At 56.2% G+C, this 22,967-nt stretch carries 26 protein-coding genes; 10 read left to right on the top strand and 16 right to left on the bottom strand.

Annotation, left to right across the window (positions count from 1 at the left end; all coding sequences use genetic code 11):
- Positions 1-18: 18 nt before the first annotated feature.
- The 5 genes from rplM (at position 19) to COL8621_RS08315 (ending at position 3,917) form a co-directional block, all read left to right on the top strand.
- Positions 19-483: a 50S ribosomal protein L13 gene (gene rplM / locus COL8621_RS08335; RefSeq protein WP_093966778.1), complete on the top strand. Its 465-nt coding sequence runs from the start codon at positions 19-21 to the stop codon at positions 481-483.
- A complete protein-coding gene (gene rpsI / locus COL8621_RS08330) occupies positions 483-971 on the top strand; it encodes a 30S ribosomal protein S9 (RefSeq protein ID WP_093966988.1) in 489 nt (162 codons plus the stop codon). Before rplM ends, rpsI begins: the two co-directional genes overlap by 1 nt.
- Before the next feature lie 179 nt (positions 972-1,150).
- Positions 1,151-2,026, top strand: coding sequence for an ABC transporter permease (locus COL8621_RS08325; RefSeq protein ID WP_235823777.1), 876 nt, complete (start codon positions 1,151-1,153; stop codon positions 2,024-2,026).
- Positions 2,023-2,829 (top strand): ABC transporter permease, encoded by an 807-nt coding sequence (locus tag COL8621_RS08320; RefSeq protein WP_093966776.1) that lies wholly within the window; start codon positions 2,023-2,025, stop codon positions 2,827-2,829. The genes COL8621_RS08325 and COL8621_RS08320 overlap by 4 nt, the downstream gene beginning before the upstream one ends.
- Positions 2,826-3,917, top strand: a complete 1,092-nt coding sequence (locus tag COL8621_RS08315) for an ABC transporter ATP-binding protein (protein ID WP_093966775.1) — start codon at positions 2,826-2,828, stop codon at positions 3,915-3,917. The genes COL8621_RS08320 and COL8621_RS08315 overlap by 4 nt, the downstream gene beginning before the upstream one ends.
- 20 nt (positions 3,918-3,937) lie before the next feature.
- Here COL8621_RS08315 and COL8621_RS08310 read toward each other — a convergent pair whose 3' ends face one another.
- The 9 genes from COL8621_RS08310 to COL8621_RS08270 all read right to left on the bottom strand — a co-directional run bounded on the left by COL8621_RS08310 (position 3,938) and on the right by COL8621_RS08270 (position 13,856).
- Positions 3,938-4,555, bottom strand: a complete 618-nt coding sequence (locus COL8621_RS08310; RefSeq protein WP_093966774.1) for a TetR/AcrR family transcriptional regulator — start codon at positions 4,553-4,555, stop codon at positions 3,938-3,940.
- Positions 4,548-5,417: a polyphosphate kinase 2 gene (ppk2, locus tag COL8621_RS08305; RefSeq protein ID WP_093966773.1), complete on the bottom strand. Its 870-nt coding sequence runs from the start codon at positions 5,415-5,417 to the stop codon at positions 4,548-4,550. Before ppk2 ends, COL8621_RS08310 begins: the two co-directional genes overlap by 8 nt.
- A gap of 74 nt (positions 5,418-5,491) precedes the next feature.
- Positions 5,492-6,415 carry a homoserine O-acetyltransferase MetA gene (gene metA, locus COL8621_RS08300; protein ID WP_093966772.1) on the bottom strand — a complete coding sequence of 308 codons (924 nt, stop codon included), beginning with the start codon at positions 6,413-6,415 and terminating at the stop codon, positions 5,492-5,494.
- Positions 6,416-6,457: 42 nt separating this feature from the next.
- Positions 6,458-7,318, bottom strand: a complete 861-nt coding sequence (locus COL8621_RS08295) for an ATPase (RefSeq protein WP_093966771.1) — start codon at positions 7,316-7,318, stop codon at positions 6,458-6,460.
- A 51-nt stretch (positions 7,319-7,369) separates the two neighbouring features.
- Positions 7,370-8,284 carry a DMT family transporter gene (locus tag COL8621_RS08290; RefSeq protein WP_093966770.1) on the bottom strand — a complete coding sequence of 305 codons (915 nt, stop codon included), beginning with the start codon at positions 8,282-8,284 and terminating at the stop codon, positions 7,370-7,372.
- A 106-nt stretch (positions 8,285-8,390) separates the two neighbouring features.
- Positions 8,391-9,500, bottom strand: coding sequence for a hypothetical protein (locus tag COL8621_RS08285; RefSeq protein ID WP_093966769.1), 1,110 nt, complete (start codon positions 9,498-9,500; stop codon positions 8,391-8,393).
- Positions 9,501-9,612: 112 nt separating this feature from the next.
- Positions 9,613-10,473 carry a DMT family transporter gene (locus COL8621_RS08280; protein ID WP_093966768.1) on the bottom strand — a complete coding sequence of 287 codons (861 nt, stop codon included), beginning with the start codon at positions 10,471-10,473 and terminating at the stop codon, positions 9,613-9,615.
- Positions 10,474-10,937: 464 nt separating this feature from the next.
- A complete protein-coding gene (gene guaA, locus COL8621_RS08275) occupies positions 10,938-12,500 on the bottom strand; it encodes a glutamine-hydrolyzing GMP synthase (RefSeq protein WP_093966767.1) in 1,563 nt (520 codons plus the stop codon).
- A gap of 75 nt (positions 12,501-12,575) precedes the next feature.
- On the bottom strand, positions 12,576-13,856 hold the full coding sequence (locus COL8621_RS08270; protein WP_093966766.1) for an OmpP1/FadL family transporter: 1,281 nt from the start codon (positions 13,854-13,856) through the stop codon (positions 12,576-12,578).
- A 263-nt stretch (positions 13,857-14,119) separates the two neighbouring features.
- On the opposite strand from COL8621_RS08270, the gene COL8621_RS08265 reads away from it, so the two are divergent.
- The gene (locus tag COL8621_RS08265) at positions 14,120-15,667 is read left to right on the top strand and encodes a trimethylamine methyltransferase family protein (protein ID WP_093966765.1); all 1,548 of its coding nucleotides are present in this window, start codon (positions 14,120-14,122) and stop codon (positions 15,665-15,667) included.
- Here COL8621_RS08265 and COL8621_RS08260 read toward each other — a convergent pair.
- Positions 15,664-15,963: a DUF6477 family protein gene (locus tag COL8621_RS08260; RefSeq protein ID WP_093966764.1), complete on the bottom strand. Its 300-nt coding sequence runs from the start codon at positions 15,961-15,963 to the stop codon at positions 15,664-15,666. The two genes, COL8621_RS08265 and COL8621_RS08260, sit on opposite strands and share 4 nt — an antisense overlap.
- Positions 15,964-16,185: 222 nt before the next feature.
- On the opposite strand from COL8621_RS08260, the gene COL8621_RS08255 reads away from it, so the two are divergent.
- On the top strand, positions 16,186-17,313 hold the full coding sequence (locus tag COL8621_RS08255; RefSeq protein ID WP_093966763.1) for a DUF6456 domain-containing protein: 1,128 nt from the start codon (positions 16,186-16,188) through the stop codon (positions 17,311-17,313).
- A gap of 5 nt (positions 17,314-17,318) precedes the next feature.
- Here the strand turns inward: COL8621_RS08255 and COL8621_RS08250 are convergent, their stop codons facing one another.
- Both COL8621_RS08250 and COL8621_RS08245 read right to left on the bottom strand, forming a co-directional pair.
- A complete protein-coding gene (locus tag COL8621_RS08250) occupies positions 17,319-18,035 on the bottom strand; it encodes a VIT1/CCC1 transporter family protein (RefSeq protein WP_093966762.1) in 717 nt (238 codons plus the stop codon).
- A gap of 133 nt (positions 18,036-18,168) precedes the next feature.
- The gene (locus COL8621_RS08245) at positions 18,169-18,717 is read right to left on the bottom strand and encodes a peroxiredoxin (RefSeq protein WP_093966761.1); all 549 of its coding nucleotides are present in this window, start codon (positions 18,715-18,717) and stop codon (positions 18,169-18,171) included.
- Positions 18,718-18,739: 22 nt separating this feature from the next.
- On the opposite strand from COL8621_RS08245, the gene COL8621_RS08240 reads away from it, so the two are divergent.
- Both COL8621_RS08240 and lipA read left to right on the top strand, forming a co-directional pair.
- Positions 18,740-19,156, top strand: coding sequence for a hypothetical protein (locus COL8621_RS08240; protein ID WP_093966760.1), 417 nt, complete (start codon positions 18,740-18,742; stop codon positions 19,154-19,156).
- Positions 19,157-19,171: 15 nt separating this feature from the next.
- The gene (gene lipA, locus COL8621_RS08235; protein WP_093966759.1) at positions 19,172-20,125 is read left to right on the top strand and encodes a lipoyl synthase; all 954 of its coding nucleotides are present in this window, start codon (positions 19,172-19,174) and stop codon (positions 20,123-20,125) included.
- A gap of 6 nt (positions 20,126-20,131) precedes the next feature.
- Here the strand turns inward: lipA and COL8621_RS08230 are convergent, their stop codons facing one another.
- From COL8621_RS08230 to hpt, 4 genes are all read right to left on the bottom strand, one after another.
- Positions 20,132-21,022: a c-type cytochrome gene (locus COL8621_RS08230; protein ID WP_093966758.1), complete on the bottom strand. Its 891-nt coding sequence runs from the start codon at positions 21,020-21,022 to the stop codon at positions 20,132-20,134.
- Between the two features lie 56 nt (positions 21,023-21,078).
- The gene (locus tag COL8621_RS08225; RefSeq protein ID WP_235823773.1) at positions 21,079-21,555 is read right to left on the bottom strand and encodes a c-type cytochrome; all 477 of its coding nucleotides are present in this window, start codon (positions 21,553-21,555) and stop codon (positions 21,079-21,081) included.
- Positions 21,556-21,667: 112 nt separating this feature from the next.
- Positions 21,668-21,850: a hypothetical protein gene (locus COL8621_RS08220; protein ID WP_093966757.1), complete on the bottom strand. Its 183-nt coding sequence runs from the start codon at positions 21,848-21,850 to the stop codon at positions 21,668-21,670.
- Positions 21,847-22,386 carry a hypoxanthine phosphoribosyltransferase gene (hpt, locus tag COL8621_RS08215; protein WP_093966756.1) on the bottom strand — a complete coding sequence of 180 codons (540 nt, stop codon included), beginning with the start codon at positions 22,384-22,386 and terminating at the stop codon, positions 21,847-21,849. Before hpt ends, COL8621_RS08220 begins: the two co-directional genes overlap by 4 nt.
- Positions 22,387-22,454: 68 nt before the next feature.
- Here hpt and COL8621_RS08210 point away from each other — a divergent pair, with 68 nt between their 5' ends.
- A complete protein-coding gene (locus tag COL8621_RS08210; RefSeq protein ID WP_093966755.1) occupies positions 22,455-22,913 on the top strand; it encodes a type II toxin-antitoxin system RatA family toxin in 459 nt (152 codons plus the stop codon).
- Positions 22,914-22,967: the final 54 nt, after the last annotated feature.

Here is a 22,967-nt window from a genome sequence, read left to right as displayed (position 1 = left end):
GCCAATAGGGCACGACACATGAAAACCTTCTCTGCGACACCAGCAGATATCGACAAGAAGTGGATCCTGATCGACGCTGAAGGCGTTGTTCTGGGCCGTCTTGCTTCGATCGTTGCTATGCGCTTGCGCGGCAAGCACAAGGCGTCTTTCACGCCGAACATGGACATGGGCGACAATGTCATCATCATCAACGCCGACAAGGTGCAGATGACTGGCAAGAAACGCGACGACAAGAAATATTACTGGCACACTGGCCACCCGGGCGGCATCAAGCACCGCACCGCGCGTCAGATTCTGGAAGGTGACTATCCAGAGCGTGTTGTTACCAAAGCTGTTCAGCGCATGCTTCCTGGTAACCGCCTGTCCCGCCAGCAGATGACAAATCTGCGCGTTTACGCAGGCGCCGAGCACCCGCACGAGGCACAGTCGCCCGAAGTGCTGGATGTAAAATCCATGAACTCGAAGAACACCCGGAGCGCATGATGGCCGAAGAAATCAAATCCCTCGACGATCTGAACGAAGTTGTTTCTGGTGAAGCTGCTGTTCTTGAGATCGCCGCGCCCCGTGAGCCTGTTCGTGACGAACTGGGTCGTTCTTATGCCACTGGTAAGCGTAAAGACGCTGTTGCCCGTGTTTGGATCAAGCCAGGTTCCGGCAAAGTTGTCGTAAACGGCAAAGAAATGAACGCGTATTTCGCGCGTCCAGTTCTGCAGATGATCCTGCGTCAGCCGTTCACTGTTGCTGGTGTTGAAGACCAGTTCGACGTGAACGCAACCGTCAAGGGCGGTGGCCTTTCCGGTCAGGCTGGTGCGGTTAAGCACGGCATTTCCAAAGCCCTGCAACTTTACGATCCCGCACTGCGCGCATCGTTGAAAGCTGCTGGCTTCCTGACACGCGATAGCCGCGTTGTTGAACGTAAGAAGTTCGGTCGCCGCAAAGCGCGTCGTAGCTTCCAGTTCTCCAAGCGTTAATCGCTTCGTCAAAGAATTGGAAAAGGCCCGGCCAAGTGCTGGGCCTTTTTCGTAGGGCCAGTTGCAGTGGCAAACGCCGTGAAACGATGAAATGTGACAGTGCGATGCACGCAACCACTTGAGCCTTGCCAAAATTCTTCCCATGATCGAATCAACGAATGAGGAGAGACACAGGCCACATGAAACTGCGGCAATATCTTAGGAGCGATGCGGCGAGAGGCTATTTGCTGGTCAGCCCAACAGCCCTATACGCGCTTCTGCTTCTGGCTGTCCCCTTGGCCGCAATTTTTGCGTTCAGCTTCTGGACGCAAGATTACCTGACCATCGACAAGACATGGACGCTTAAGAACTACCGCGAGGCGCTGAGCGAACCGTTGTATCGTGAGCTGATGTTCCGTTCTGTCCGCATCTCGGCAGCGGTGACATTGGCGACGGTTTTGCTGGCCTTTCCCATCGCCTATTTCGTGTCGTTCCACGTTCCGAAAGAGCGGAAATCGCTTTGGATCTTTCTGATCACGATCCCGTTCTGGACGTCATACCTGATCCGGGTTTTCCTTTGGAAAGTCATCCTAGGCTACAACGGTGTTCTGAACACCACACTGCAAGGTGTTGGAATTATTGATGAACCTCTGACGTTCATCTTGTACAATGCCAATGCGGTTGTCATCACACTGGCCCATGCCTTTGCGCCGTTCGCCATCTTGCCGATCTTCGTTGCGCTGGAAAAGATCGACCGGTCTCTGCTCGAAGCCTCGCTTGATCTGGGGGAAAGCAAAGTGACAACTTTCTTCCGGGTGACGCTGCCATTGGCGATGCCGGGCGTGATTGCCGCGGTCTTGATCGTCTTTATTCCGACAATTGGGGATTACGTGACGCCCCGGCTTGTTGGTGGCCCGAACGGGCTGATGATCGCGAATATGATCCAGACCCAATTCCTTAAGCTTAACAATGCCCCGATGGGGGCCACACTTGCGGTGCTGGCGATGCTGATCGTCACGGCGATCTCTTTGGTGTTTGTCGGGCTTAACCGTAAATTCTTGCGAGGCCAGAAATGAAGGGCGGTTGGCTGAAAATCTATGCAATCGGGTATTTGCTGTTCCTATACGCCCCGATCATCTTGTTGCCGATCTTCGCGTTTAACGACGCCACGATCATTGCCTTTCCGTTGAAAGGGTTCACGACCCAATGGTTCAGCGAACTTGCGACCATTCCTGCGCTTCATAGCGCGGTATTGAACAGCCTGCTTATCGCGGTCACAACGGCGGTGGTTTCCACAGTTCTGGGTGTCTGCGCGGCGCGCGCCGCGGCGCGGTATCAGTTTCCCGGAAAAAAGGGGATCATGGGTGCGATCATGCTTCCGCTGGTTTTGCCAGAGATCATCGTGGCCGTGTCGTTGTTGGTTGTCCTTTTGCAGCTTGGCCTAAGCCTTGGCGCTTGGACGGTGATCTTGGGTCATGTGCTTATCTGTACGCCGTTTTCCATCGCGATCCTGAATTCAGCGTTCCAAAATCTGGATATGTCCATGGAAGAGGCATCCTATGATCTGGGCGAAACCCCATGGAGCACGTTCCGCCTGATCACGCTGCCACTGGTTATGCCGGGGATCATCTCTTCGCTGTTGATCGGGTTCACGATTTCGCTGGATGAATTCATCATCGCGTTTTTCCTGACGGGCGCAGAACCAACATTGCCGGTTTACCTGTGGAGCCAACTTAGATTCCCACAGAAGATACCGGTTGTGATGGCGTTGGGAACGATACTTGTGCTGTTGTCGATCATCCTGCTGACGATGGCTGAATATTTCCGGCGGCGCGGAATCGCGCGGGCCGGTGGGAAGGACACTGGGGGCTTTCTGTGACGCAACCTATCATCGAACTGCGCGACGTGCAGAAACACTATGGCGAATACCATGCGCTGCGTGGGATCACGGCGGACATCGGGCAGGGAGAGTTCTTTTCGCTGCTTGGGCCATCGGGCTGTGGCAAGACCACGCTTTTGCGCACCATCGCCGGGTTTGAGGGGGTCACCTCGGGCGCTGTGCTGATCGATGGCAAAGACATGGCCGGTGTTCCCGCCAACCTGCGCCCGACGAACATGGTCTTCCAGTCCTACGCGATCTTCCCGCATCTTACCGTCGCCGAAAATGTCGGCTATGGGCTGCGCCGCCGTACCGATCTGAACCGTCAGGCCAAAGAGGTTCTGGTGGGCGAGGCTTTGGAAATGGTCGGGCTTGATGGTTTTGGCAAACGCGCGGCCCATGCGCTGTCTGGTGGGCAGCGCCAACGGGTTGCCTTGGCACGGGCGCTTATCCTGAAGCCCAAGGTGCTGTTGCTGGATGAGCCATTGTCCGCGCTGGATAAAAAGATGCGCGACCAGATGCAGGTGGAGCTGATTAAGCTTCAGCGGCATGTGGGCATCACCTTCATCCTAGTGACCCATGATCAGGAAGAGGCCTTGGTCATGTCCGACAGGATCGCCGTCATGTTTGATGGAGAGATCGCGCAGATGGACGATCCCGAGGTTCTTTATCGCCGGCCAAATTCGCGCCGTGTCGCGGACTTCATCGGTGTGATGAACTTCTTACCCGCAAGCGTCTTGTCAGAAAGCGGCGACCGTATCGAAATCGAAGTGAACGGGCTTGGGCGGGTTGAAATTGGCACCGATCAGGCGCCGTTGGCGGGGGCCAATGGGGGAACGAGCGTCGGCTTTCGCCCCGAAACGCTTACCATCCTGTACGAAGGTCAGACGAGCAATGATCACATCGCGCAGGGCGTCGTTGAGGAGGTCGTCTATTACGGCGACATGACCTATTACGATGTCAGGCTAGATGGGGCTGAAACGCCGGTGCGCATATCGATGCGCAACTTGTTTGGGCGGCCAGTTCTGGAAATCGGTACACGCGCGCGTATTGCGTGGAACCCCGGCGCGCTGGTGCTGTTTCGTTAGGCCTCTCAGGTCAGCGGGGGCTAGTCGTCAGGCGGGATAAGGCCAAGTCCGCGTAGGTATATCCCGATGCCGCTTTCAAGCAGTTCGTCAGGCGGGAATGGCGTGCGCGCACCGGGTGTGCCGCGGGCGTAAAGTTCGACAACGCCATGGCTTAATGCCCAGATATGGGCCGAAAACATCGCCGCTGGCGGGCGTTTGTCTTCGGGAATGTGCTGTGAAAGCTCTGCGGCGGCTTTTTCAAGAATGCCGCTGGCACGCGCGGCAACACGAGCAAGTTCGGGGCTGGCATTCACGGAAATTCCGCTTTCAAACATCGCCATATAGTGACCGGGATGTTTACGCGCGAAGGCCAGATACGCGCGGCCTGTCGCCTCGAACGAGGCGAGGGCGGATGGCTGGCCCTTTTCATAGGCGTATTCCATCAGATCGGCGAAGATTTCATAGCCTTGACGCGCGGTTTCCGCGATCAGGTTTTCGCGGCCTTCGAAATGGCGATAGACGGCTGCAGGCGTGACGCCAGCGGCCTTGGCTGCTTCGGACAGGGTGAAACCTTGCGGGCCTTTTTCTTCAATCAGGATTAGGGCTGCATCGACCAATGCCTGTTTCAGATTGCCGTGATGATAACCGCGTTTAGGCATCCCAGAGCTCGGGGCCTCCGCAAATCTTGGGATCGGGCGTGCCGACGACTTTTTTGTCTTTCCCGGCATAGTCGATGCCGGACAGCACTTGGCGGATCGCCGCAAGGCGGGCGCGGCGCTTGTCGTCGGACCTGACGATCGTCCATGGCGCATGATCCGTATTGCTTTGCGCAAAGGTTTTTTTGATCGCATCGGAATAGGCATCCCAACGCTTCAGGCCTTCAACGTCAATCCAGCTTAATTTCCAGTGCTTTAGCGGGTCTTGTTCGCGTTGCAAGAACCGGCGAAGCTGTTCTGCACGTCCAACGTTTAGCCACAGTTTGACAAGGTGAATCCCTTCATCCACCAACATCTTTTCAAAGTCTGGGACTTGGCGGAAAAAGTGTTGGCGCTGGTCTGGTGTGCAGAACTCAAACACATGTTCAACAACGCCCCGGTTGTACCAGCTGCGATCGAACAGTACGATTTCACCGCCCGATGGCAGTTCTTCGATGTAGCGCTGGAAATACCATTGGCTTGCTTCTTTGTCCGATGGCTTTGACAGGGCAACCACCCGCGCGACACGCGGATTAAGGTTTTCGCGGAAGCGTTTGATAGTGCCGCCTTTTCCGGCCGCGTCGCGCCCTTCGAAAACGATGGCGATCCGCTGACCGCTTTCCTTCACATGGGCCTGAAGCTTGACCAGTTCGATTTGCAGCGCCTCAAGCTGTTCTTCGTAATCCTCACGATCCATCCGTTCGTCGTAAGGAAACGACGATGACAGGATATCCTTTTTCCCGGCATCTTTGATGGTCGTGCGAATGTTTTTGGGCGCGTCATCGTTGAAAAATGCGCTGATCGCCCCGTCGAATGGCAGGCTCATGGTCGTCTCCTTGTCGTCGTCGGACCAGTATGGCGATTGCAAGGGCCAGCGCAATCCGGCATGAGGCAGGGCCGCTAAGTGCCGATTTTGGTCATGTCATAGCTGGTTGTCTGGTAAATCTCGTTTATCCAGTTGCCATAGAGCAGATGCGCGTGGCTTCGCCAGCGGTTTTGCGGCGGCATCGACGGGTCATCATCCGGGTAATAGTTTTGTGGAACATTGATTTCGGTACCGTTGTCGACATCCCGATCATATTCCTGCTTCAGCGTGTCACTGTCGTATTCAATGTGGTTGAAGATATAGAGCGCCCGGTGGCCCGGATCTTCGACCAGACAGGGGCCGACTTCGTCGCTGCCCAGCAAGGTGTTCAGGCCAGGCACGGCGTCAATCTCAGCCTGAAGCACTTCGGTCCAGCGGCTGACAGGAATGACGCAATCGTCAGAGAACCCGCGCAGGTATGGCGACGCTGGCGCAAGGTTGCGGTGGCGGAAACAGCCAAATGCCTTGTGGTCCAGCATGTGCTTTTTCACGCCGTGGAAGTAATTGATCATGGCCATGCCGCCCCAGCACACCGCAAATGTGGAGTGCACGTGGCTTTGGGTCCATTCAAAGACGTCCTTCAGCTCATCCCAGTAAGTTACCTCTTCGAATGGCAGATGTTCGATGGGGGCGCCCGTGATGATCAGACCGTCGAATTTTTCACCAGAGGCGCGGACCTCGGAAAACGTGCGATAGAACGCCTCCATATGTTCAGCAGTGGTGTTCTTGGTCTGATGTTCGCTCATCCGGATAAGGCTGAATTCAATCTGCAACGGCGTCGCGCCGACCAGCCGGGCGAATTGAGTTTCCGTCTGAATCTTTTTGGGCATCAGGTTCAGCAACCCGATGCGCAAAGGCCGGATATCCTGAAGTGCCGCGCGCCCTTCGCCCATAACCATCACACCCTCGCGCGTCAGCACGTCAAAGGCGGGTAGGTCGGAGGGAAGTTTGATCGGCATTGGATTTATCCTGTTAGAGGGAGACGTCAGATAGTTCGTTTTCTATCTTTCCTCAAGGGCTTGGGCGATGAGGGTTTCGAACTGGGCCGGGGATGTGACCTTTGCCACATCATGTGCACTGACCTTTACGCCCCAGTTTTTCGCCATAGCCGCATAGCGTGGCTGGCGATGTGCCAGCGCCCGTGAATATGTCCAGCGAACGAAGTCGTCAGGGTTAACGTCGTCTTCTGACACTTTGTTTTTACTAAGGTATTCATCCCACGCATCCTGCAGAAACGCCGGTTGATAATACATCGGCTTAGGCGCTTTATCGAAGCGGCGGATAAGCTCTTCGGTGTGGGCCTCGCTGCCCTCAATCCAGACCATCAGCACGTTATCAGACAGGGTTTTCAGGACCGCGTCATCGGGATCTTCGGGTGAAACGACTTCGCAAATTGACCCACCTGAATCGCAGACGAAGTTGTCATAGCCATACAGCTCGTTCGCGCGGGACACGAAATGAGGGGTATCCAACAGGGCCGAGATTTCGGCATCGCGGTGTTGTTGCTGACGTTTCAGGTATTCAGCGAAAGGCAGGCCGCCCAGCTGTGGGTTTCCCGGTTTGCCCAGATAGGTCGACAGGGGCGCAAGGTTGTTGAAGGTGATGTTGGATTGGATGAACACGCTGTCGGTCATCAACAGTTCGCGCAGCAACGGAACGCGCATTGCCTCGCGTTTGAAGTTGTCAGCGATATGTTCGCCCATATAGCGCGTGCCGATGCGGTAATCGATGGAATAGTGAAACCACTTGCCAGAGCCGCGAAGCATGTTGGACAAATGCGTTTTGCCCAGCCCAGACATGCCGAACAGCAGCACACGCTTCTTTTCAGCCGCCATCCAGTCTTTTGCCGATTGATAGATCATCCGCCGTTCCCCTTAGCCTGCGGTGTTTGGTAGCCAGCGGTGCCGGGGTGGTCAAATGGTATTGCGCCGAAGCGCGCGAATGATGCGCCCATCAAGGATGACGAGGCCAAGCGCCAAAATCGCAAAACCGGCGTAGGCACGGGCCGAAAGGGCTTCGTCAAGGACGATCGCGCCAAGGGTGATCGCGACAGGTGGGATGATAAGGGTGCACAGCATCAGGTTGCCGCTGCCCGCCATGGCAAGCACGCGGTAATACAGAAGATAGGCAAAGGCTGTGGCGATGATTGCGTAATACCCGACGGCAACCCAGGTGGCCAAGTTTAGCGACATGGTGAAGGGCCCCTCAAGGTGCCACGCCAGCGGAAGCATCACCAAGGCCGACGCGGTCAACATGCCCGCTGCAGCCATCTGAGGGGGCATGCCAGAAAGCGTCTTTCGCGCCCACACACTTGCACAAGCGTATGAAAACGTGCCGCCGACCACCGCAAGCTGGGCCAAGGAACGTGGGTCAAGCCGCGTCAGGTTTCCCAAGCCAATGGCCGTGGCGACGCCAAGAAAGCCCAGCCCGACGCCCACGGCCTTGCGTGGTGTCAGTTGTTCGTCACTGAATGCGATCGCGGCCAAGATGACGCCGAAAATTGCGGTTGTGGCATTCAGGATCGACGTTAAGCCGGTTTCAATATGAAGCTGTCCCCACGCCATCAGCGTAAAGGGAATAACGTTGTTAAGCAGCCCCATGACAAGAAATGCCAACCAGACGCGCGGTGATCGGGGCAGGGGTAAGCGCCTTGCCACAACGACGACCCACAGCACCAGTGCGGCCCAACCGACGCGATGCGCAACCGAGGTGAAGACCCCAAGTTCGTTCAGCGCCACCCGAATAGACAGGAAAGATCCGCCCCAAATGACGGACAATAAAAGCAGTTCGGCCCATGCGCGCGAAGAGAGTGATTTTTGCCCATTCATCTGGAAATGCTACTGACCCAAACGGGCGCAGGCGACCCGAAAGTTGCGCAATGAAAAAGGCCCCGCGATGCTGCGGGGCCTTCTTTGTCGTCGCTCTGATCAGAGATCAGAATTTGTAGGCCATCTTGACGCCAACTGCGACACCGTTGTTGTCGGTGAAATCGCCCTGTGTTGCGCCCGGAATCAGCGGCGATTCTGTTTCGGCATCGCCGATCCAGATATAGCGCGCGCCGCCAGTGATGGTCATGTTGCCCTCTGTGTAGGACACGGCCATGCCAATGCTGGTGTAGCCATCAGTTGGACCAAGGTTCGCTGCGAACCCGCCCTGTGCTTCTTCGTAGCCCAGAGTAAGCGCGCCAGACCATGTTTCGTTGAAACGACGGCCCAGACCCAAATTGTAGGTGATCGAATCTTCGCTGTAGGAAACGAGAGAGTCGCCGCCTGTCAAAGCTGCATAGCCATCTGGGCTGATGTCGAAGTTTGTCCAGTCAACCCAACGGACGGAACCGAACAGCAACGTGTCAGCCGCAACGCCTGTCTGGAACTCAAGGTTCACCGACTGCGGGTTCTCGGTCGAGAACGTGGTGGTACTTGCACCTTCGGTCGCAGTGAATTCATGCGTGATCGAAGAGTTGTAGGTCAGTGCGACGCGCGCAGCGATTTCGGGCTTTTCCCAAGCTGCACCGACAACATACCCAAGATCAGACTCGGTTGTTGTTTCCATCGTGTAGCCGGTGAAAAGCGACACTTCGCCAGATGTTGTCTGGTTACGCAGACCACCGAATACGCTGAAGTTGGAAGGCAGTTTGTAACGTACAAGCGCAGTCAAAGCTGTCGAGTCGATCGACGCTTGAGAACCGGCGCCAACGCCATAAAGGTAAAGCGGTTCGGAATAATCGACGTCAGCGCCGATGGGCGAGTCGATGATCAGAGCAACGTCGATTTCGTCGCTGAGCGAGGTTTTGAAACCTGCGGATGCGCTTAGATAGCTGCCAGCAACGTTGCCGGTGGACGAACCGTCTTGCACGCCAAGAAAGCCGATGTCGCCAACCTGTTTGCCGCTTACGTCTGGCGCTACAACGCCGAACGTCAGCTCTGCATGTGTTCCTTGCTCGAATAGGATCGCGGTCGATTGGCTGGAGCGTTCAACGCCACCAGCAAGAGCGGATCCTGCACACAGCGCGGACAGCGCTGCTCCTCCCAGTAGTCTGTGCATTTTCTTCTTCCCATAGTGTTGTGTGAGTGGTTTCCAACGCTACATCGCGAAAAATTTATCAGTCAATCGCTGATGAAACGTAACGCTACGGTAACAGTTGAATCTTTATCAGTTAGTTGCTTCGAGGCGTCGCTTTGGGCCGTAAATTCAGTGAATTTGCATAGAAGATCACGGCCGCCCCCACGAATACCTCTGGTTGAAGGACTTCGTCGTAAAACAACATTCCGACGATAGCAATGACCGGAAGGCGCGCAAAGTCGATTGGCATGACCACACTTGCCGGGGCAATTGAAAGGGCGCGCGTCAGGCAAAAATGCGCAGCCAAGCCGGCAGCACCGATAAGCGCCAGCCACGGCACATGCGCCATTTGTGGAAGGGTCAGTTCGCCATCAATGAAGGAACATCCCAGACCCAAGATCGCCTGCATGAAGGTTAGCCAAAACAGAATGCAGGTGATCGTTTCGGTCTGCGTCAGACGCTTCGTAAACAGCGCGGATCCCGCAAAACATATGGCGCAACTGGCGGCGGCGATCGTGCCCGCATTCAAACTGGCCGTGTCGGGGCGAACGATGATCAGGATGCCCACGAACCCAAGGATCGCGGCAAGCGCGCGCGTACGCGTCAGACGCTCGGCGATGATGATCGGGGCAAGTAGGGCCACCCACAGCGGCGCGGTGAATTCCAACGCAAATAGCTGAGCCAGCGGAATAAGCGGAAGCGCAAAGAACCAAAGGTTTTGGCCCGCGAAGTGGCTGATGTTGCGAACAAGGTGCAGCCCAAGGCGGCGGTGGCTGATTTGGCGCAGCGTGCCAGCGGAACCTGCAAAGATCAGCACCAGAACAATGCCAATCAAGGATCGATAGAGCATCAGCTCAAACGTGTCTAACCCTGTGCGAACAACCCGGCCCGCAATTGCCATGGATGAAAAGGCAAGGATCGCGCCGACCATCCATAACGCGGCGCGAAACAGCATTGGCTGGGCAGTCGAAGGCGCCGTATCGGTGTTTTGCAATTCAGCGCCCCTTTCAGCCGTTGGTGCCGAGGCTAGGCAAATGCTGAGGACAAGGGAAGGGGCTAACCCGCCAACAACAGGGCCACGCCCAACAGAAAAACGGTTAAAGAGACTGCATAAGGAAAGACGCGTTGGGTGATTTCCTTGGGCGCACGACAATAGCCACAGCGACTGCCAGCCAGTCGCATCTTATGACCACAATCTCGACATCCGAAGATGCGCAACATTCAGGGACTCCTGAGGTATCCGTTGGTAAGCCGGTGAGCGGGAACAGAAACACAAAAGAAGAACCAGAGAAGAGCGCCCCGACGTCTGCAGCAATATGCTTGGGGCCTTTGTGGCATCAATTTTTAAAGGTTTGTTAACGATGTGAGCAGGTTTTGGATGAATGGCTAAAACCTGCTCACACTATGTTTGGGGGGGATTTATTCCCACTCGATCGTGCCGGGCGGTTTGGAGGTCACGTCATAAGTGACGCGGTTGATCCCCTTCACCTCGTTGATGATCCGCGTGGCGGTTTCACCAAGGAATTCGTGGCTGAACGGATAATAATCCGCCGTCATCCCATCGACCGAGGTTACCGCGCGCAGCGCGCAGGCAAAGTCATACGTCCGCCCATCGCCCATCACGCCAACGGTACGAACCGGAAGGATCGCAACGAAGGCCTGCCAGATTTCATCATACAGCCCGTGCTTGCGGATCTGATCGATGTAAACAGCGTCGGCTTTGCGCAAAATCTCTAGTTTTTCGCGGGTAATTTCACCCGGGCAGCGGATGGCAAGGCCGGGGCCGGGGAAGGGGTGGCGGCCGATAAAGCTGGCCGGAAGGCCCAGTTCATGGCCCAGCGCGCGCACTTCATCCTTGAACAGCTCGCGCAGAGGTTCGACCAGCTTCAGGCCCATCTTTTCAGGCAAACCGCCAACGTTGTGGTGCGATTTGATGGTCACCGATGGCCCGCCAGAAAAGCTGACGGATTCGATCACGTCAGGGTACAGCGTGCCTTGGGCCAGGAATTCAGCGCCCTCAATCGTGTTCGCGTATTTCTGGAAGACGTCGATGAACAGCTTGCCGATGATCTTACGCTTGGTTTCTGGGTCAGAAACGCCGTCAAGTTCGCCAAGGAACAGTTCGCTTTCATCAGCGTGGATCAGCGGCAGGTTATAGTGTTCGCGGAACATGCCGACGACTTCTTCGGCCTCGTTCTGGCGCAGAAGGCCGTGATCGACAAACACACAGGTCAGCTGGTCGCCAATGGCTTCGTGAAGCAATACGGCCGCAACCGAGGAATCGACACCACCGGATAGCGCACAGATGACTTTCTTATCGCCAACCTGTTCGCGGATCTTGCGAATGGCTTCTTCGCGATAGGCACCCATCGTCCAGTCACCTTCGAAACCGGCAAGTTTGACGAAGTTTTCATACAGCGTCTTGCCGTTCGGGGTGTGGTGCACCTCGGGGTGGAACTGAACGGCAAAGAAGTTGCGGTTCAGATCGGCGGTAATGGCGAACGGCGCATTGGGGGAGGTTCCGTAAACCTCAAACCCCGGTGCGATGGCGGACACGTGGTCGCCATGGCTCATCCAGACCTGTTCTTTTTCTTCAAGGAACCAGCCGGTCAGCAGGTCAATCCGTGCATCGGCGGGCGTAACATAGGCGCGACCAAATTCGGCGGTGCCATGGCCACGTTCAACTTTGCCGCCCAGCATATGCATCATGACCTGTTGGCCATAGCAGATGCCAAGGATCGGAACGCCTAGATCGAACACGCTTTCCGGCGGGCGGGGCGAGTTTTCGTCGATCACGCTGGCCGGGCCACCGGAAAAGATCACGGCTTTGGGCGCGAACTCTTTCAGGAAGGCGTCGGTGACGTTCTGAAACGGGTGAATTTCACAATAGACATTCAACTCGCGCAGGCGGCGCGCGATAAGCTGCGTAACCTGGCTGCCGAAGTCGATGATAAGAAGGCGGTCGTGTGATGTGGATGTCATGTACCGGCTGATATGCCCGAGACCGGATTCGTGCAAGGGGCACCGCGCCACATTTACGGCAGCGCGGTGCAATCTTTACCAGCGATACGTCGCCCCAAGGGCAAATTCGTTCTGAACCATCTTAAGGTCGATCGCCTGATTTGGTGCCAGAACGTCGTTCGTGCCCGTAACAGTGTTACTGAACGCGTGGGTGAACGACCCAGTAATCCCCCAGCGATCATTCACCTTATAGCTTGCCCCGACAGAGGCGTGCCACTGGGGCGTTGCCGGGGCTAAGACGTTTAACAACGCCTCTTCTTTGTCGGTGAACTGGCTTGCATAGCTAAGGCCGCCACGCAGGGTCCATTTATCATCTGGCCGATAGATGGCCCCAACGCGCACGACATCCATATCGCCCCAGCCAAAGCCGGCACCGTCATCATTGCCAAGCCCCGCGAACAGGGCATCTGCGGTTGCGTTGGAATTGGCGATGGCCGCGACATCGCTATAGAAGATGCGCTGGTATTCTGCGGTGATGGTCAACCGGTCGTCTTTTGCCGGGGTATAGGCCGCGCCGAGTGTCGCAACGGCGGGAATGTCGAAGTCACCTTGTTCTGCAAATAGGCCAGAGTATTTGTTGAATGGCTCCATATACATACGCGAGCGATAGGCGAGTCCGATGTCCCATTCCGAGGTCGGTTCATAAAGCAGGCCAAAGTTAAAACCGCCGCCGGTTGACCAATCATCGCCGTTGTTTGTGACCTTGCCGGGGTCGGATGAAAAGAACGCGTTATCAAAGGGTTCAAGTCCAGTCGCGCTGAACCTTTGAATCGCAACAACGGGCGCAATTCCGAAGGTCAGCCTGTCATTGACCTGATAGCTGTAGTTGGCAGAAATGAAGAGCTGTTCAAGGTTAACGCCTAAGGGAGGGGTTCCACCAAACGCGGAAAAGACATTGCTCTTATATTCGGTATTCATTCCGCCATTGCCGAACACGAATAAGCCAAGTGTACTGCGTTCGTTAAGCTGAAAGTTTGCACCGCCACATGGGATGAAAAAGATCGGATTTTCGCTTTTGTAGTCATCATTACTCAGCGGTCCGGCACCCGATGTTTCAAACCCACGTTCGGGCGCAAAGGTCGTTAAGCAAAACCCAGCCTGATTGCCAACCTTCAGGCCCATCGCTGGGTTTTGCGCCAATCCCAATACCCCGGTCGGAACCGCGACACCTGCACCAGCTAGCCCCTTGGAGCCACCGCCGTATCCGTTTGCGATATAACCGTTTGTCGCTTGGGCGGGTGCGGCCAGCAAAGCCCAGGCAACAGCTATCCCAGCGGTGCGCACCATTACGGCCGCCCGCGATTTATCGTTTGTCATTGATTTTCCTCCCTTGTGCGGGCTGCTTTTTGCGCCCGCTTTCTGTCATCTCCCGTCCGGCTGACTGATTTTCGCCAGCGTGTTTTTCTCCCACTTACAGATCGACATATTCGGATGTGTGGAGTCAACCTTCTTAATAGATGTCGCACTTGGCTGGTATTGCGGCGTAAAAATTCCTTTGCCCGTTTGAGAAACTGAATAGAAACTTGGCAGAACGGGTGTTTGCGAAGGGCCGCCCGACTGAGAGTTCAGGAGCGTTTCGAATGGCCGAAGTAGAAGTTGCACGTACGGGTCGCCGGGGCAGAGGGGGTGGCGGTGCCGCCCGTCGCGCCGAAAGGACTGCGGTAAAGATCGATGCCGCCAAGTACATCGAGCGGAACATCCCTAATTTCGAAATTCTGACCCCAGAAGCGATTGAGGTGATCGAGGCCAACGCCGAAACCGTTCTGGAAGAGATTGGCGTCGCCTTCGTTGAAAATCCCGAGGCGTTGAAGCTGTGGAAAGACGCCGGTGCCGACGTGCGCGGTGAACGCGTTCACATCCCACGCGGCCTTGCGCGGAAACTTTGTGCAACGGCCCCGAGCCGTTTTACCCAACATGCGCGCAACCCTGAACGGAATGTCGAAATCGGTGGCAAATCGTTGGTTTTGGCCCCGGTTTATGGCCCTCCATTCGTGCGGGATGCCAATGGTGGTCGTCGTTATGCAACGATGGACGATTTCCGTAATTTCGTGAAACTCGGCTATATGTCCAAATGGCTGCACCATTCGGGCGGTACCGTGTGTGAACCAACCGACGTGCCCGTGAACAAGCGCCACCTTGATATGCTGCACGCCCACATGACGCTTAGTGATAAGCCGTTTATGGGGTCGGTCACGGAACCATCGCGCGCGCAAGATTCTGTTGAAATGTGCGAGATTCTGTTTGGCGGTCTTGACGGCCGCACGGTGATGACGTCGCTGATCAACATTAACTCGCCACTGACGTTCGACGCGACAATGATGGGCGCGTTGAAGGTTTATGCCGAAGCTAATCAGGCCTGCATTATCTCTCCGTTCATCGTGGGTGGCGCGATGGCGCCGGTTTCGGTTGCGGGCACCCTGACACAGGTGTTGGCAGAGGTTCTGGCCGGGGTTGCCTATTCACAGCTGTTGAACCCCGGTGCGCCGGTGATCTTTGGTGCGTTTGTAACCTCCATCGACATGAACTCGGGTGCGCCGACCTTTGGTACCCCCGAAGCCAGCCAGATTCTGTATGGGGCAGGGCAGCTTGCCCGCCGTCTTGGCCTGCCGTTCCGGTCGGGTGGTGGCTTGTGCGGCTCTAAGCTGCCGGATGCGCAGGCGGCGTATGAATCTGCCAACACCTTGAACGCAGCCTTGATGGGCGGCGTTAACTTCATGCTGCACGCTTGTGGTTGGCTGGAAGGTGGGCTTGTCGCATCTTACGAGAAATTCGTGATGGACGCCGATCAATTGGGCGCGCTGCATAAGCTTGCCGCTGGCGTTGCATATGACGAACCGGCGCAGGCGATGGATGCAATCCGCGAAGTTGGGCCCGGCGGGCACTTCCTTGGATGCGCCCACACGCAGGCGCATTTTAAGGATGCGTTCTGGCGGACGAATTTGTTTGATTATCGCCCCTTCGAAACATGGGACGAAGACGGCGGGCGCGACACGCAGGCGCTTGCGTCGGCGCGGGTGGCCAAGCTGTTGGCAGATTACCAACAGCCAGCCCTTGATCCCGAAATCGCTGGCGCTTTGCGCGCCTATATCGATGAAAAGAAGGCCTCGACAGCGGACTCTTTCATCTAAGAGTGCGACATTGGCTTGGGGCGCGGCAAAAGCCGGGCCTCGGCCATCATCGCGATAAGAAGTTCAACGTGGCGGGCGATGGAATAGCTTGCATCGCCCGCTTGGCGCGTTGCCTCCATCCGCTCCTCTTGTTCTAACAGCGCGCCCAGCGCATGGGTTGGGCTTGGTGTGCGGGCGAGTTTAACCAGCCGTGAAAGATCCCGTTCTCGGCGGTAATCTGCGATGCCAAAGCGCGCTGCCCGGATCAAAAGGCGGGGGCGGCGCATGGCGTGCAGAATGCTGATTGGATCGGTCATGCTGAAATCTCCTGAATGTCTGATTTGACAAGAGATACACAACCCTAGCGGGTGTTGCGTTTTGGGCCGATCCACCGTTCGGATGCTTCAATAACATTTATCCTTTTAAGACAATTCTAATCAACGGCTCCTGCGTTAACGTCTTGGTAAGAAAGACAACCTTAACGTGTTCATCAGTCATAAATATTTGACGGGCGGGAGCTGCTGAGCACGACCAAGGGGATGAGTGTGATTGGGGACGTCAAACAACACGGAAACGGGGGGTTTCCTCGTCCGGCTTGGATACCTGATCCCGCCTATTGGTATATCGCACACACAGTTGGTGCATGTTCAATCCGCGGCTTGGCGCGCGAAGCGGGGTGCCATGCATCCACGATTTCGCGTCAGGTTCGCCGTTTTGAACAGCGCCGTGACGATCCTCTGGTCGATTCCGCCCTTCATACGCTTGGGCGGGTACTTTTTTCCTACAGCAATTCTGAGGATAGCGACCTGATGACAGCCCCAATTCGACAGGGAATTTCATTCACCGACGAAGCAACCATCACACGCGAGGCAAAGCGGATTCTGCGCCGTCTTTGCGAAACGGGTGCCTTTTTGGCGATTGCGCCAGACCTAGAAAAAGCAGCGGTTCTTAAAGAGAACGGCACAGAAACGACGCGTATCGGTGTGGTGTCCCGTTCGATCGTCGAAGCCTTTGTGCTGAAAGATTGGATCGTGTGTCACAAACCCGGCCGCGTTGCGTCGTATCAAATCACGTCTGCAGGTCGGGCGGCGTTGAAACGGATACTGGCGGAAGAAGCGCGCGGCGCGACCGGCTTTGCAGAAGCAATGACACCGTTCACTGAACAACACTGCGAGTGGGCAGAGCGAGAGGTGAAAGAGCCCGGCGAAGATACCCCGCAGCGCATTCGTTATAACTTGGCGGAATCCCCGCTGGCGCTTTTGGCTCGTCGCAAGGGAAAAGACGGTAAACCGTTTCTTTCCAACGAGTTGGTTGGCGCAGGTGAAAGGTTGCGCGAAGATTTCGAACTGGCCCAAATGGGGCCGCGCGTGACTCAGAACTGGGATCGGTTTCTATCTGGTGGCGATCGAAACGGCTTTGGCGGCGGTGGTCAATGTGATGGCCCGCGCGCTGCACGGGATCGTGTGGGGGCAGCATTGCGTGATCTTGGCCCGGGGCTGGGCGATGTCGTCCTGCGCTGTTGTTGCTATCTGGAGGGGATGGAAGTCGCAGAAAAGCGAATGGGCTGGTCGGCCCGTTCGGGCAAGATTGTGTTGCGGATCGCGTTACAGCGCCTTCACCGCCACTACGAAGAGCAATCCGGGCCGGGCGCCAACATGATCGGCTAGGCGGTCTATCCGCCTACGATCATACCGACAAGGAATGCAACGACCGCACAAACGCTTCCTACAACGACGGTTTCACCGATGGATCGCGCGGGTTTTTCGCCCGTTGCGTTCCATCGCAAAACGCCCAGCGCGACCAATGCCGATAGGGTGGCCATAACCGAAAGTTGCAGCGTGCTTTCCGTTGCTTCGAACAAGAAATACGGCACCAAGGGAATGACGCCAAAGACCACGAATGAAAGGAATGTCACGAAGCCATTCAATGCAGGATTGTCGCCGTCCGGGTTTGTTAGGCCTGAATCGTAACGCATGATCAGTTCTGCCATCAGCGATGGTTCGCGCGCGATGATGACGCTTGCAGCCTTGGCATCGGGTTCTTTCAACCCTCGTTCTTGCAGCAACTTGGCCAAGGTCGCGGTTTCGGTTTCCGGGTCGTCCCGCAACCGACCAAGCAGCCAACTAAGCCTGCCTTGATAGAGCTGCCTTTCCGAACGCGCGGACAGGAATTCCCCAAGCCCCATCGACACGGCGTCAGCGAAAAGGTTGGCAAAGCCGAAAACAAGAACGGCAAGCCCGCCGATTTGCGCCACACCGTCAGCGCTTGCACCTGCAAAACCTGCGACAATCGCAAAGGTGGTGACGATGCCGTCATTGCCGCCATAGACGATTTGTTTCAGAAATTCCTGCGTGCGGCCAAGCGGGTTTTCGGACGCTGCGTTGGTCATTGGGCTCTCCTGATGTCGTGGCAGCACGATAACGAAAGAGAGTTGGCGAACAAGCATAGAAGCGTGTTCAGGCCTGCGGCCTTTCGGTCATTGTGTTGCCGGGCGCGATCACCCGGCAACACGGGTATTCGGTTTAAGCGGCCTGTTCGCGCGTCGCTTCTTGCAGCCAAGACAGGACGTTTTCGGGCGACGACACGCCATATGGGTCATCACCGTGGTTGTCTGCCAGACCGGGCTCTTCGAACCAAGCTTCGATGAGACCGTCGTTCACGACAGCCGCATAACGCCAAGACCGCAGTCCAAAACCAAGGTTGTCTTTGCGGACCAACATGCCCATGCGACGGGTAAATTCACCTGCGCCGTCGGGGATGGTTTTGACGTTTTTGATGCCCTGCATCTCGGCCCATTTGTTCATCACAAAGCTGTCGTTGACCGACAGGCAATAGATGTCATCGATTCCCACAGCCGCAAAGTCGCCGAAGCCGTCATCAAAGCCGGGCAGCTGGAATGTGGAACATGTCGGCGTAAAGGCGCCGGGCAATGCGAACAGCACAACACGTTTGCCTGCGAAATAGTCCTGCGTTGTTTTATCTTCCCAGCGGAAAGGGTTGGACCCTTCGATGCTGTCGTCGCGAACGCGAGTGTGGAATGTCACTTGGGGCAGGGCGCAGCCAGCTTTCATCGGTATATCCTTGTGTCGTGTGATGAATCGCATGCTGCATTGCAGCGTGCGGTTGGCGACGGTTTATTTCGATTTGCGAAGGGGGTTCAACGCGATTTCTTGCGTTTGGATCAAAGGTTTTGAAATCATTGATAATTCAGTGCCCAAGGTTGTTGAGGGCCACCAATTCGGCAGCCCTCAACAGTTTCCGGAGTGGTGGGCTTCGCGTGGCCTCACCGGCAAACCACGCTCGTTGCTGCGGGGCAGCAACCAAGAAGACACACGTCTGTGTCTTCTCTGCTCGAGGTTTTTTCGGTATGAAAAACCTCTGAACCAAAGCGCAATTCGACATACAGACTGCGCCGGGATCCCCTCCCGGCCAGACGTGCACCGCATACCCGCGTTGCAAATGGAAAAGGCCATTGGTTTAGACGATAAAACCTCATATGTTCCGCTGTAATAAGGGGAATAATAAATGCGCGACCTCAAAATCCCGGCTCAACGCCACCCTGAAAAGGCAAAGCGCCCAGACAATGAACAACCGCGAAAGCCGGATTGGATCAGGGTTAAGGCCCCGACCTCTAAGGGGTATCGCGACACGCGCGACATTATGCGCGAGCATAAGCTTGTCACCGTCTGTGAAGAGGCGGGTTGCCCGAACGTCGGTGAATGTTGGAGCCAAGGCCACGCCACCATGATGATCATGGGCGAGGTGTGCACCCGCGCCTGTACGTTCTGCAACATCGCCACCGGTAAACCGCCAGAGGCGCTGGATGTGTTTGAACCCGGCCGTGTGGCCGATGCGGTGAAAAAGCTGGGGCTGAACCATGTTGTTGTCACCTCGGTTGATCGTGACGATGTCGAAGATGGCGGGGCAGAGCATTTTGCCCAAACCATCCGCGCCATTCGCCGCCAATCCCCCGGCACCACCATTGAAATTCTGACACCCGACTTCATTCGTTGCGCCCCCGAGGCGCTGGAGGTTGTGGTGGCTGCCAAGCCGGACGTGTTCAACCACAACCTTGAAACCGTCCCCGGCCTGTACCCAGAGGTGCGCCCCGGCGCGCGCTATTTCCATTCGCTGCGGTTGCTTCAGCGGGTGAAAGAAATTGATCCATCCATGTTCACCAAGTCGGGGATCATGGTTGGCCTTGGCGAAGATCGTCAAAGTGTTCTGCAGGTGATGGAAGACATGCGCGCGGCAGACATCGATTTCCTTACCATCGGTCAGTATCTGCAGCCCACGCCCAAGCATCACCGGGTTGACCGCTTCGTGACGCCCGAGGAGTTTCAGTCATATGAAACTGCGGCCTATGGCAAAGGTTTCCTGATGGTTTCGGCCACGCCGCTTACGCGGTCTTCCTACCACGCGGGGGATGACTTCGCGCGTCTGCGCGACGCGCGTTTGAAAAAGTTGGGGCGGGTTTAACCCGCCTTACTTCACCGCAGGCACAATTTTCAGATAGGCGGCAATTGCGGCGCGATCCTCGGCACTCAGCTTGCTTAGGTTATCGACAACTGACGCCATATGGCCGCCCACACTGTCGAAATCGGGCGTGAACCCAGTTTCGAAGTAATAGGCGATGTCTGCCGCTGACCAGTCCAGCTCACCGGGGGTGATGTTGGGAATGGTGCCTTTGCCATCAGGATTTGGCGCGCCTGAAAGCCACGCGGCGCGTTCCATGCCGCCAAGTCCGTTACGGGGCGTGTGGCACTCTCCACAATGGCCCAGCGCTTCGACCAAATAACGACCGCGTTCGGTTTCTGGGGTCAGCCCGTCAGTGATCACCCAGCCTTTGTCGGCAAAAAGGAATTTCCACCCCCCGAGAGAGCGGCGAATGTTAAACGGGAACCCCACCTCGTGCGCTTGGCTTGGGGTCGGGACGGCAGGCAGCGTATCAAGGAAGGCCTTTAGATCGACAATATCCTGCAGGTCTGCATTGGCGTAGGACGTGTATGGAAACGCCGGATAGTAATGCGCACCCTCAGGCGACACACCGCGGGTCATGGCATTCGCCAGATCAAGCGTTGACCACCCGCCAATGCCATTTTCTGGATCGGGCGAGATGTTGGGCGCGATAAATGTTCCAAAATCGCTTGGGAATTTTTGCCCCCCAGCCAGCAGCAGCTTTTCATCGCCGGTGGCATCGGGCGCCGCGTGGCAGGACGAACAGCCCGACGCCCAAAAGACCTGCTCGCCATGGGCAACATCCGCGGACAATCCGGCGACGGCATCGTCAGGCAGGCGATCTGGCGCTGTTACCCACCAAAACACCCCCAAGCCCACAATGCCCGCCGAAGCGAGGGACGGCAAAACACGACGCATGTAATGTCTTTCTAGTCAGTGGGTGGCGCGGCAAAACCGTGCCACCCTTTGAAATGTTATTCAGGTTGGCGGTATTTTTTATGGCATGCGCCACAGGCTTGGCCAAGTGGCCCAATCGCCCCCTGAAGGCTGGCAAGGTCGGTGCCGGCGGCTGCATCCATTGCGGTTGCGGCTTGTACCAATGCGTTGCTCTTTTCCATGACGTCAGGAAAGTTTTCCCAAATATCGGGCAGGGCGCGGGTGTTTTCAGCAGACAAGCTGTCAGAGTCTTGCGGCCAAAACGCGCCTTGGTTCATCTTGGTCAGGGCAGAGATATTGCCAGCGGCGCCTTGTGCAGCTTCGGCATTATATTCCATTTCACCCTTGGCCATCGCGCCCAGCACGCCAAGATTAAAGGCGTAAAGCTGCATGTGGGCTTTGCGTGCTTTGATGGCGGCTTCGTTGGCTTTATTTTCGTGGCTGGCACCAATCGCGGAACCTGCAATCAGCGATAAACCTAATGCAGCGGCTAAAATACGGTTTGGCATGCGCATGGGAGTCTCCCTCTAAAAATGAACCAAATGTGGGCCAAGTTTAGCGGGGAAGGTGCGAAAAACTATCCTTCAAAACCGTAATATGGGGCTCTTCAGCACACATCTGCGTGTACTAATTGTTGAAACGACCGCGCGGGGTGTTTTGCGGGGTCAGCCATTCGGGCCAGCCAAACAGGCGTTCGATCGCGAATAAAACCAAGCAGATAAGGATCGCCCCAAGCACCAGTTTTACCTGCTTCTCGCCGGGTGGGTTGCGGCCCCATTTGGCCATACGCAGAAGCCAGCGGTAATTCATGCCGTAAACCTTACTTTGCCAATAAACGGTAGGTTTCGGTTTCGCTGAGCATAGTCAATGCCATAGCCAACGACGAATTCGTCCGGAATTTCAAACCCGGTCCAGGTGGCTTTTACCGACACTTCGCGCCGTGCCGGTTTGTCCAACAAGGCAATCGTTTCGATCCGCGCGGGGCCGCGCCCCTTTAGGATGTGCATCACATGGGACAGCGTGAAACCCGTATCGACGATATCTTCGACGACAAGCACATCCCGGCCTGAAATCTCGCTGCGCAGGTCTTTGAAAATCCGAACCTCGCGCGAAGTTTCCATTTCGTTGCCATAGGAAGAGGCTTCTAGAAAATCCACCTCGACCGGCAGATCCAGTTCACGCACCAGATCGGCGATGAACACAAATGATCCGCGCAACAGCCCCACGACGATCAGTTTGTCGGTGCCCCTGAAATGCGCAGTGATTTCGCCGGCCAGCGCCTCGACCCGCGCCGCAATTGTCTTGGCCGAGATCATTTCATCTATGACATATGGTCTTTGAGTCATGGCAGTCCCTTGAATTCCGCGCCTACATGGTCGAAATGACGTCCCACTGATAACAGCTAAGATCGCCAATGCCGACCCATTCCGAGACCAGAACCCTGCCGTATTCTGCCGCACAGATGTATCACCTTGTGGCCGATATCGCGTCCTATCCGAAATTCCTGCCCTGGACGGCGGCTGCACGGATACGTTCGCGCACGCCAATTGAAGGCGGCGAAGTGGTCGAAGCGGATTTGGTCATCTCGTTCAAAGTGTTCCGCGAACGGTTCGGCAGCAGCGTGACCCTGTTTCCCGAGATTATGAAGATCGACACCGAATACCTGGACGGGCCGTTCAAATACATGAAATCCACGTGGGAGTTTCGTGACTTGCCCGAGGGCAAGTGCGAAGTCGATTTCTTTGTTGATTTTGAGTTCAAGAACCGCGTGCTTCAGGGCGTGATCGGCGTCGTCTTTAACGAGGCGATGCAGCGCGTCGTGCGTGCGTTCGAAAAGCGGGCTGAAGATCTTTACGGTCAGCCATCCGCATAGGCGCCTTCTTTGCTCTGTGAAATAGTTTTCGATGGGGGATGACTTTTGTACCTC

This window comes from Actibacterium lipolyticum (assembly GCF_900184935.1).
Taxonomy (GTDB): Bacteria; Pseudomonadota; Alphaproteobacteria; order Rhodobacterales; family Rhodobacteraceae; genus Actibacterium_A; species Actibacterium_A lipolyticum.
Note: the sequence above shows the minus strand (reverse complement) of the source record. Positions and strands in the feature narration are given on the sequence as shown.

Bases quoted from the DNA above. Each gene is read 5' to 3' on its own strand.
- rplM (WP_093966778.1), top strand. From the start codon at position 19: ATGAAAACCTTCTCTGCGACACCAGCAGATATCGACAAGAAGTGGATC.
- rpsI (WP_093966988.1), top strand. From the start codon at position 483: ATGGCCGAAGAAATCAAATCCCTCGACGATCTGAACGAAGTTGTTTCT.
- COL8621_RS08325 (WP_235823777.1), top strand. From the start codon at position 1,151: ATGAAACTGCGGCAATATCTTAGGAGCGATGCGGCGAGAGGCTATTTG.
- COL8621_RS08320 (WP_093966776.1), top strand. From the start codon at position 2,023: ATGAAGGGCGGTTGGCTGAAAATCTATGCAATCGGGTATTTGCTGTTC.
- COL8621_RS08310 (WP_093966774.1), bottom strand. From the start codon at position 4,555: ATGCCTAAACGCGGTTATCATCACGGCAATCTGAAACAGGCATTGGTC.
- ppk2 (WP_093966773.1), bottom strand. From the start codon at position 5,417: ATGAGCCTGCCATTCGACGGGGCGATCAGCGCATTTTTCAACGATGAC.
- metA (WP_093966772.1), bottom strand. From the start codon at position 6,415: ATGCCGATCAAACTTCCCTCCGACCTACCCGCCTTTGACGTGCTGACG.
- COL8621_RS08295 (WP_093966771.1), bottom strand. From the start codon at position 7,318: ATGATCTATCAATCGGCAAAAGACTGGATGGCGGCTGAAAAGAAGCGT.
- COL8621_RS08290 (WP_093966770.1), bottom strand. From the start codon at position 8,284: ATGAATGGGCAAAAATCACTCTCTTCGCGCGCATGGGCCGAACTGCTT.
- COL8621_RS08285 (WP_093966769.1), bottom strand. From the start codon at position 9,500: ATGCACAGACTACTGGGAGGAGCAGCGCTGTCCGCGCTGTGTGCAGGA.
- COL8621_RS08280 (WP_093966768.1), bottom strand. From the start codon at position 10,473: ATGCTGTTTCGCGCCGCGTTATGGATGGTCGGCGCGATCCTTGCCTTT.
- guaA (WP_093966767.1), bottom strand. From the start codon at position 12,500: ATGACATCCACATCACACGACCGCCTTCTTATCATCGACTTCGGCAGC.
- COL8621_RS08270 (WP_093966766.1), bottom strand. From the start codon at position 13,856: ATGACAAACGATAAATCGCGGGCGGCCGTAATGGTGCGCACCGCTGGG.
- COL8621_RS08265 (WP_093966765.1), top strand. From the start codon at position 14,120: ATGGCCGAAGTAGAAGTTGCACGTACGGGTCGCCGGGGCAGAGGGGGT.
- COL8621_RS08260 (WP_093966764.1), bottom strand. From the start codon at position 15,963: ATGACCGATCCAATCAGCATTCTGCACGCCATGCGCCGCCCCCGCCTT.
- COL8621_RS08255 (WP_093966763.1), top strand. From the start codon at position 16,186: ATGAGTGTGATTGGGGACGTCAAACAACACGGAAACGGGGGGTTTCCT.
- COL8621_RS08250 (WP_093966762.1), bottom strand. From the start codon at position 18,035: ATGACCAACGCAGCGTCCGAAAACCCGCTTGGCCGCACGCAGGAATTT.
- COL8621_RS08245 (WP_093966761.1), bottom strand. From the start codon at position 18,717: ATGAAAGCTGGCTGCGCCCTGCCCCAAGTGACATTCCACACTCGCGTT.
- COL8621_RS08240 (WP_093966760.1), top strand. From the start codon at position 18,740: ATGAATCGCATGCTGCATTGCAGCGTGCGGTTGGCGACGGTTTATTTC.
- lipA (WP_093966759.1), top strand. From the start codon at position 19,172: ATGCGCGACCTCAAAATCCCGGCTCAACGCCACCCTGAAAAGGCAAAG.
- COL8621_RS08230 (WP_093966758.1), bottom strand. From the start codon at position 21,022: ATGCGTCGTGTTTTGCCGTCCCTCGCTTCGGCGGGCATTGTGGGCTTG.
- COL8621_RS08225 (WP_235823773.1), bottom strand. From the start codon at position 21,555: ATGCGCATGCCAAACCGTATTTTAGCCGCTGCATTAGGTTTATCGCTG.
- COL8621_RS08220 (WP_093966757.1), bottom strand. From the start codon at position 21,850: ATGAATTACCGCTGGCTTCTGCGTATGGCCAAATGGGGCCGCAACCCA.
- hpt (WP_093966756.1), bottom strand. From the start codon at position 22,386: ATGACTCAAAGACCATATGTCATAGATGAAATGATCTCGGCCAAGACA.
- COL8621_RS08210 (WP_093966755.1), top strand. From the start codon at position 22,455: ATGCCGACCCATTCCGAGACCAGAACCCTGCCGTATTCTGCCGCACAG.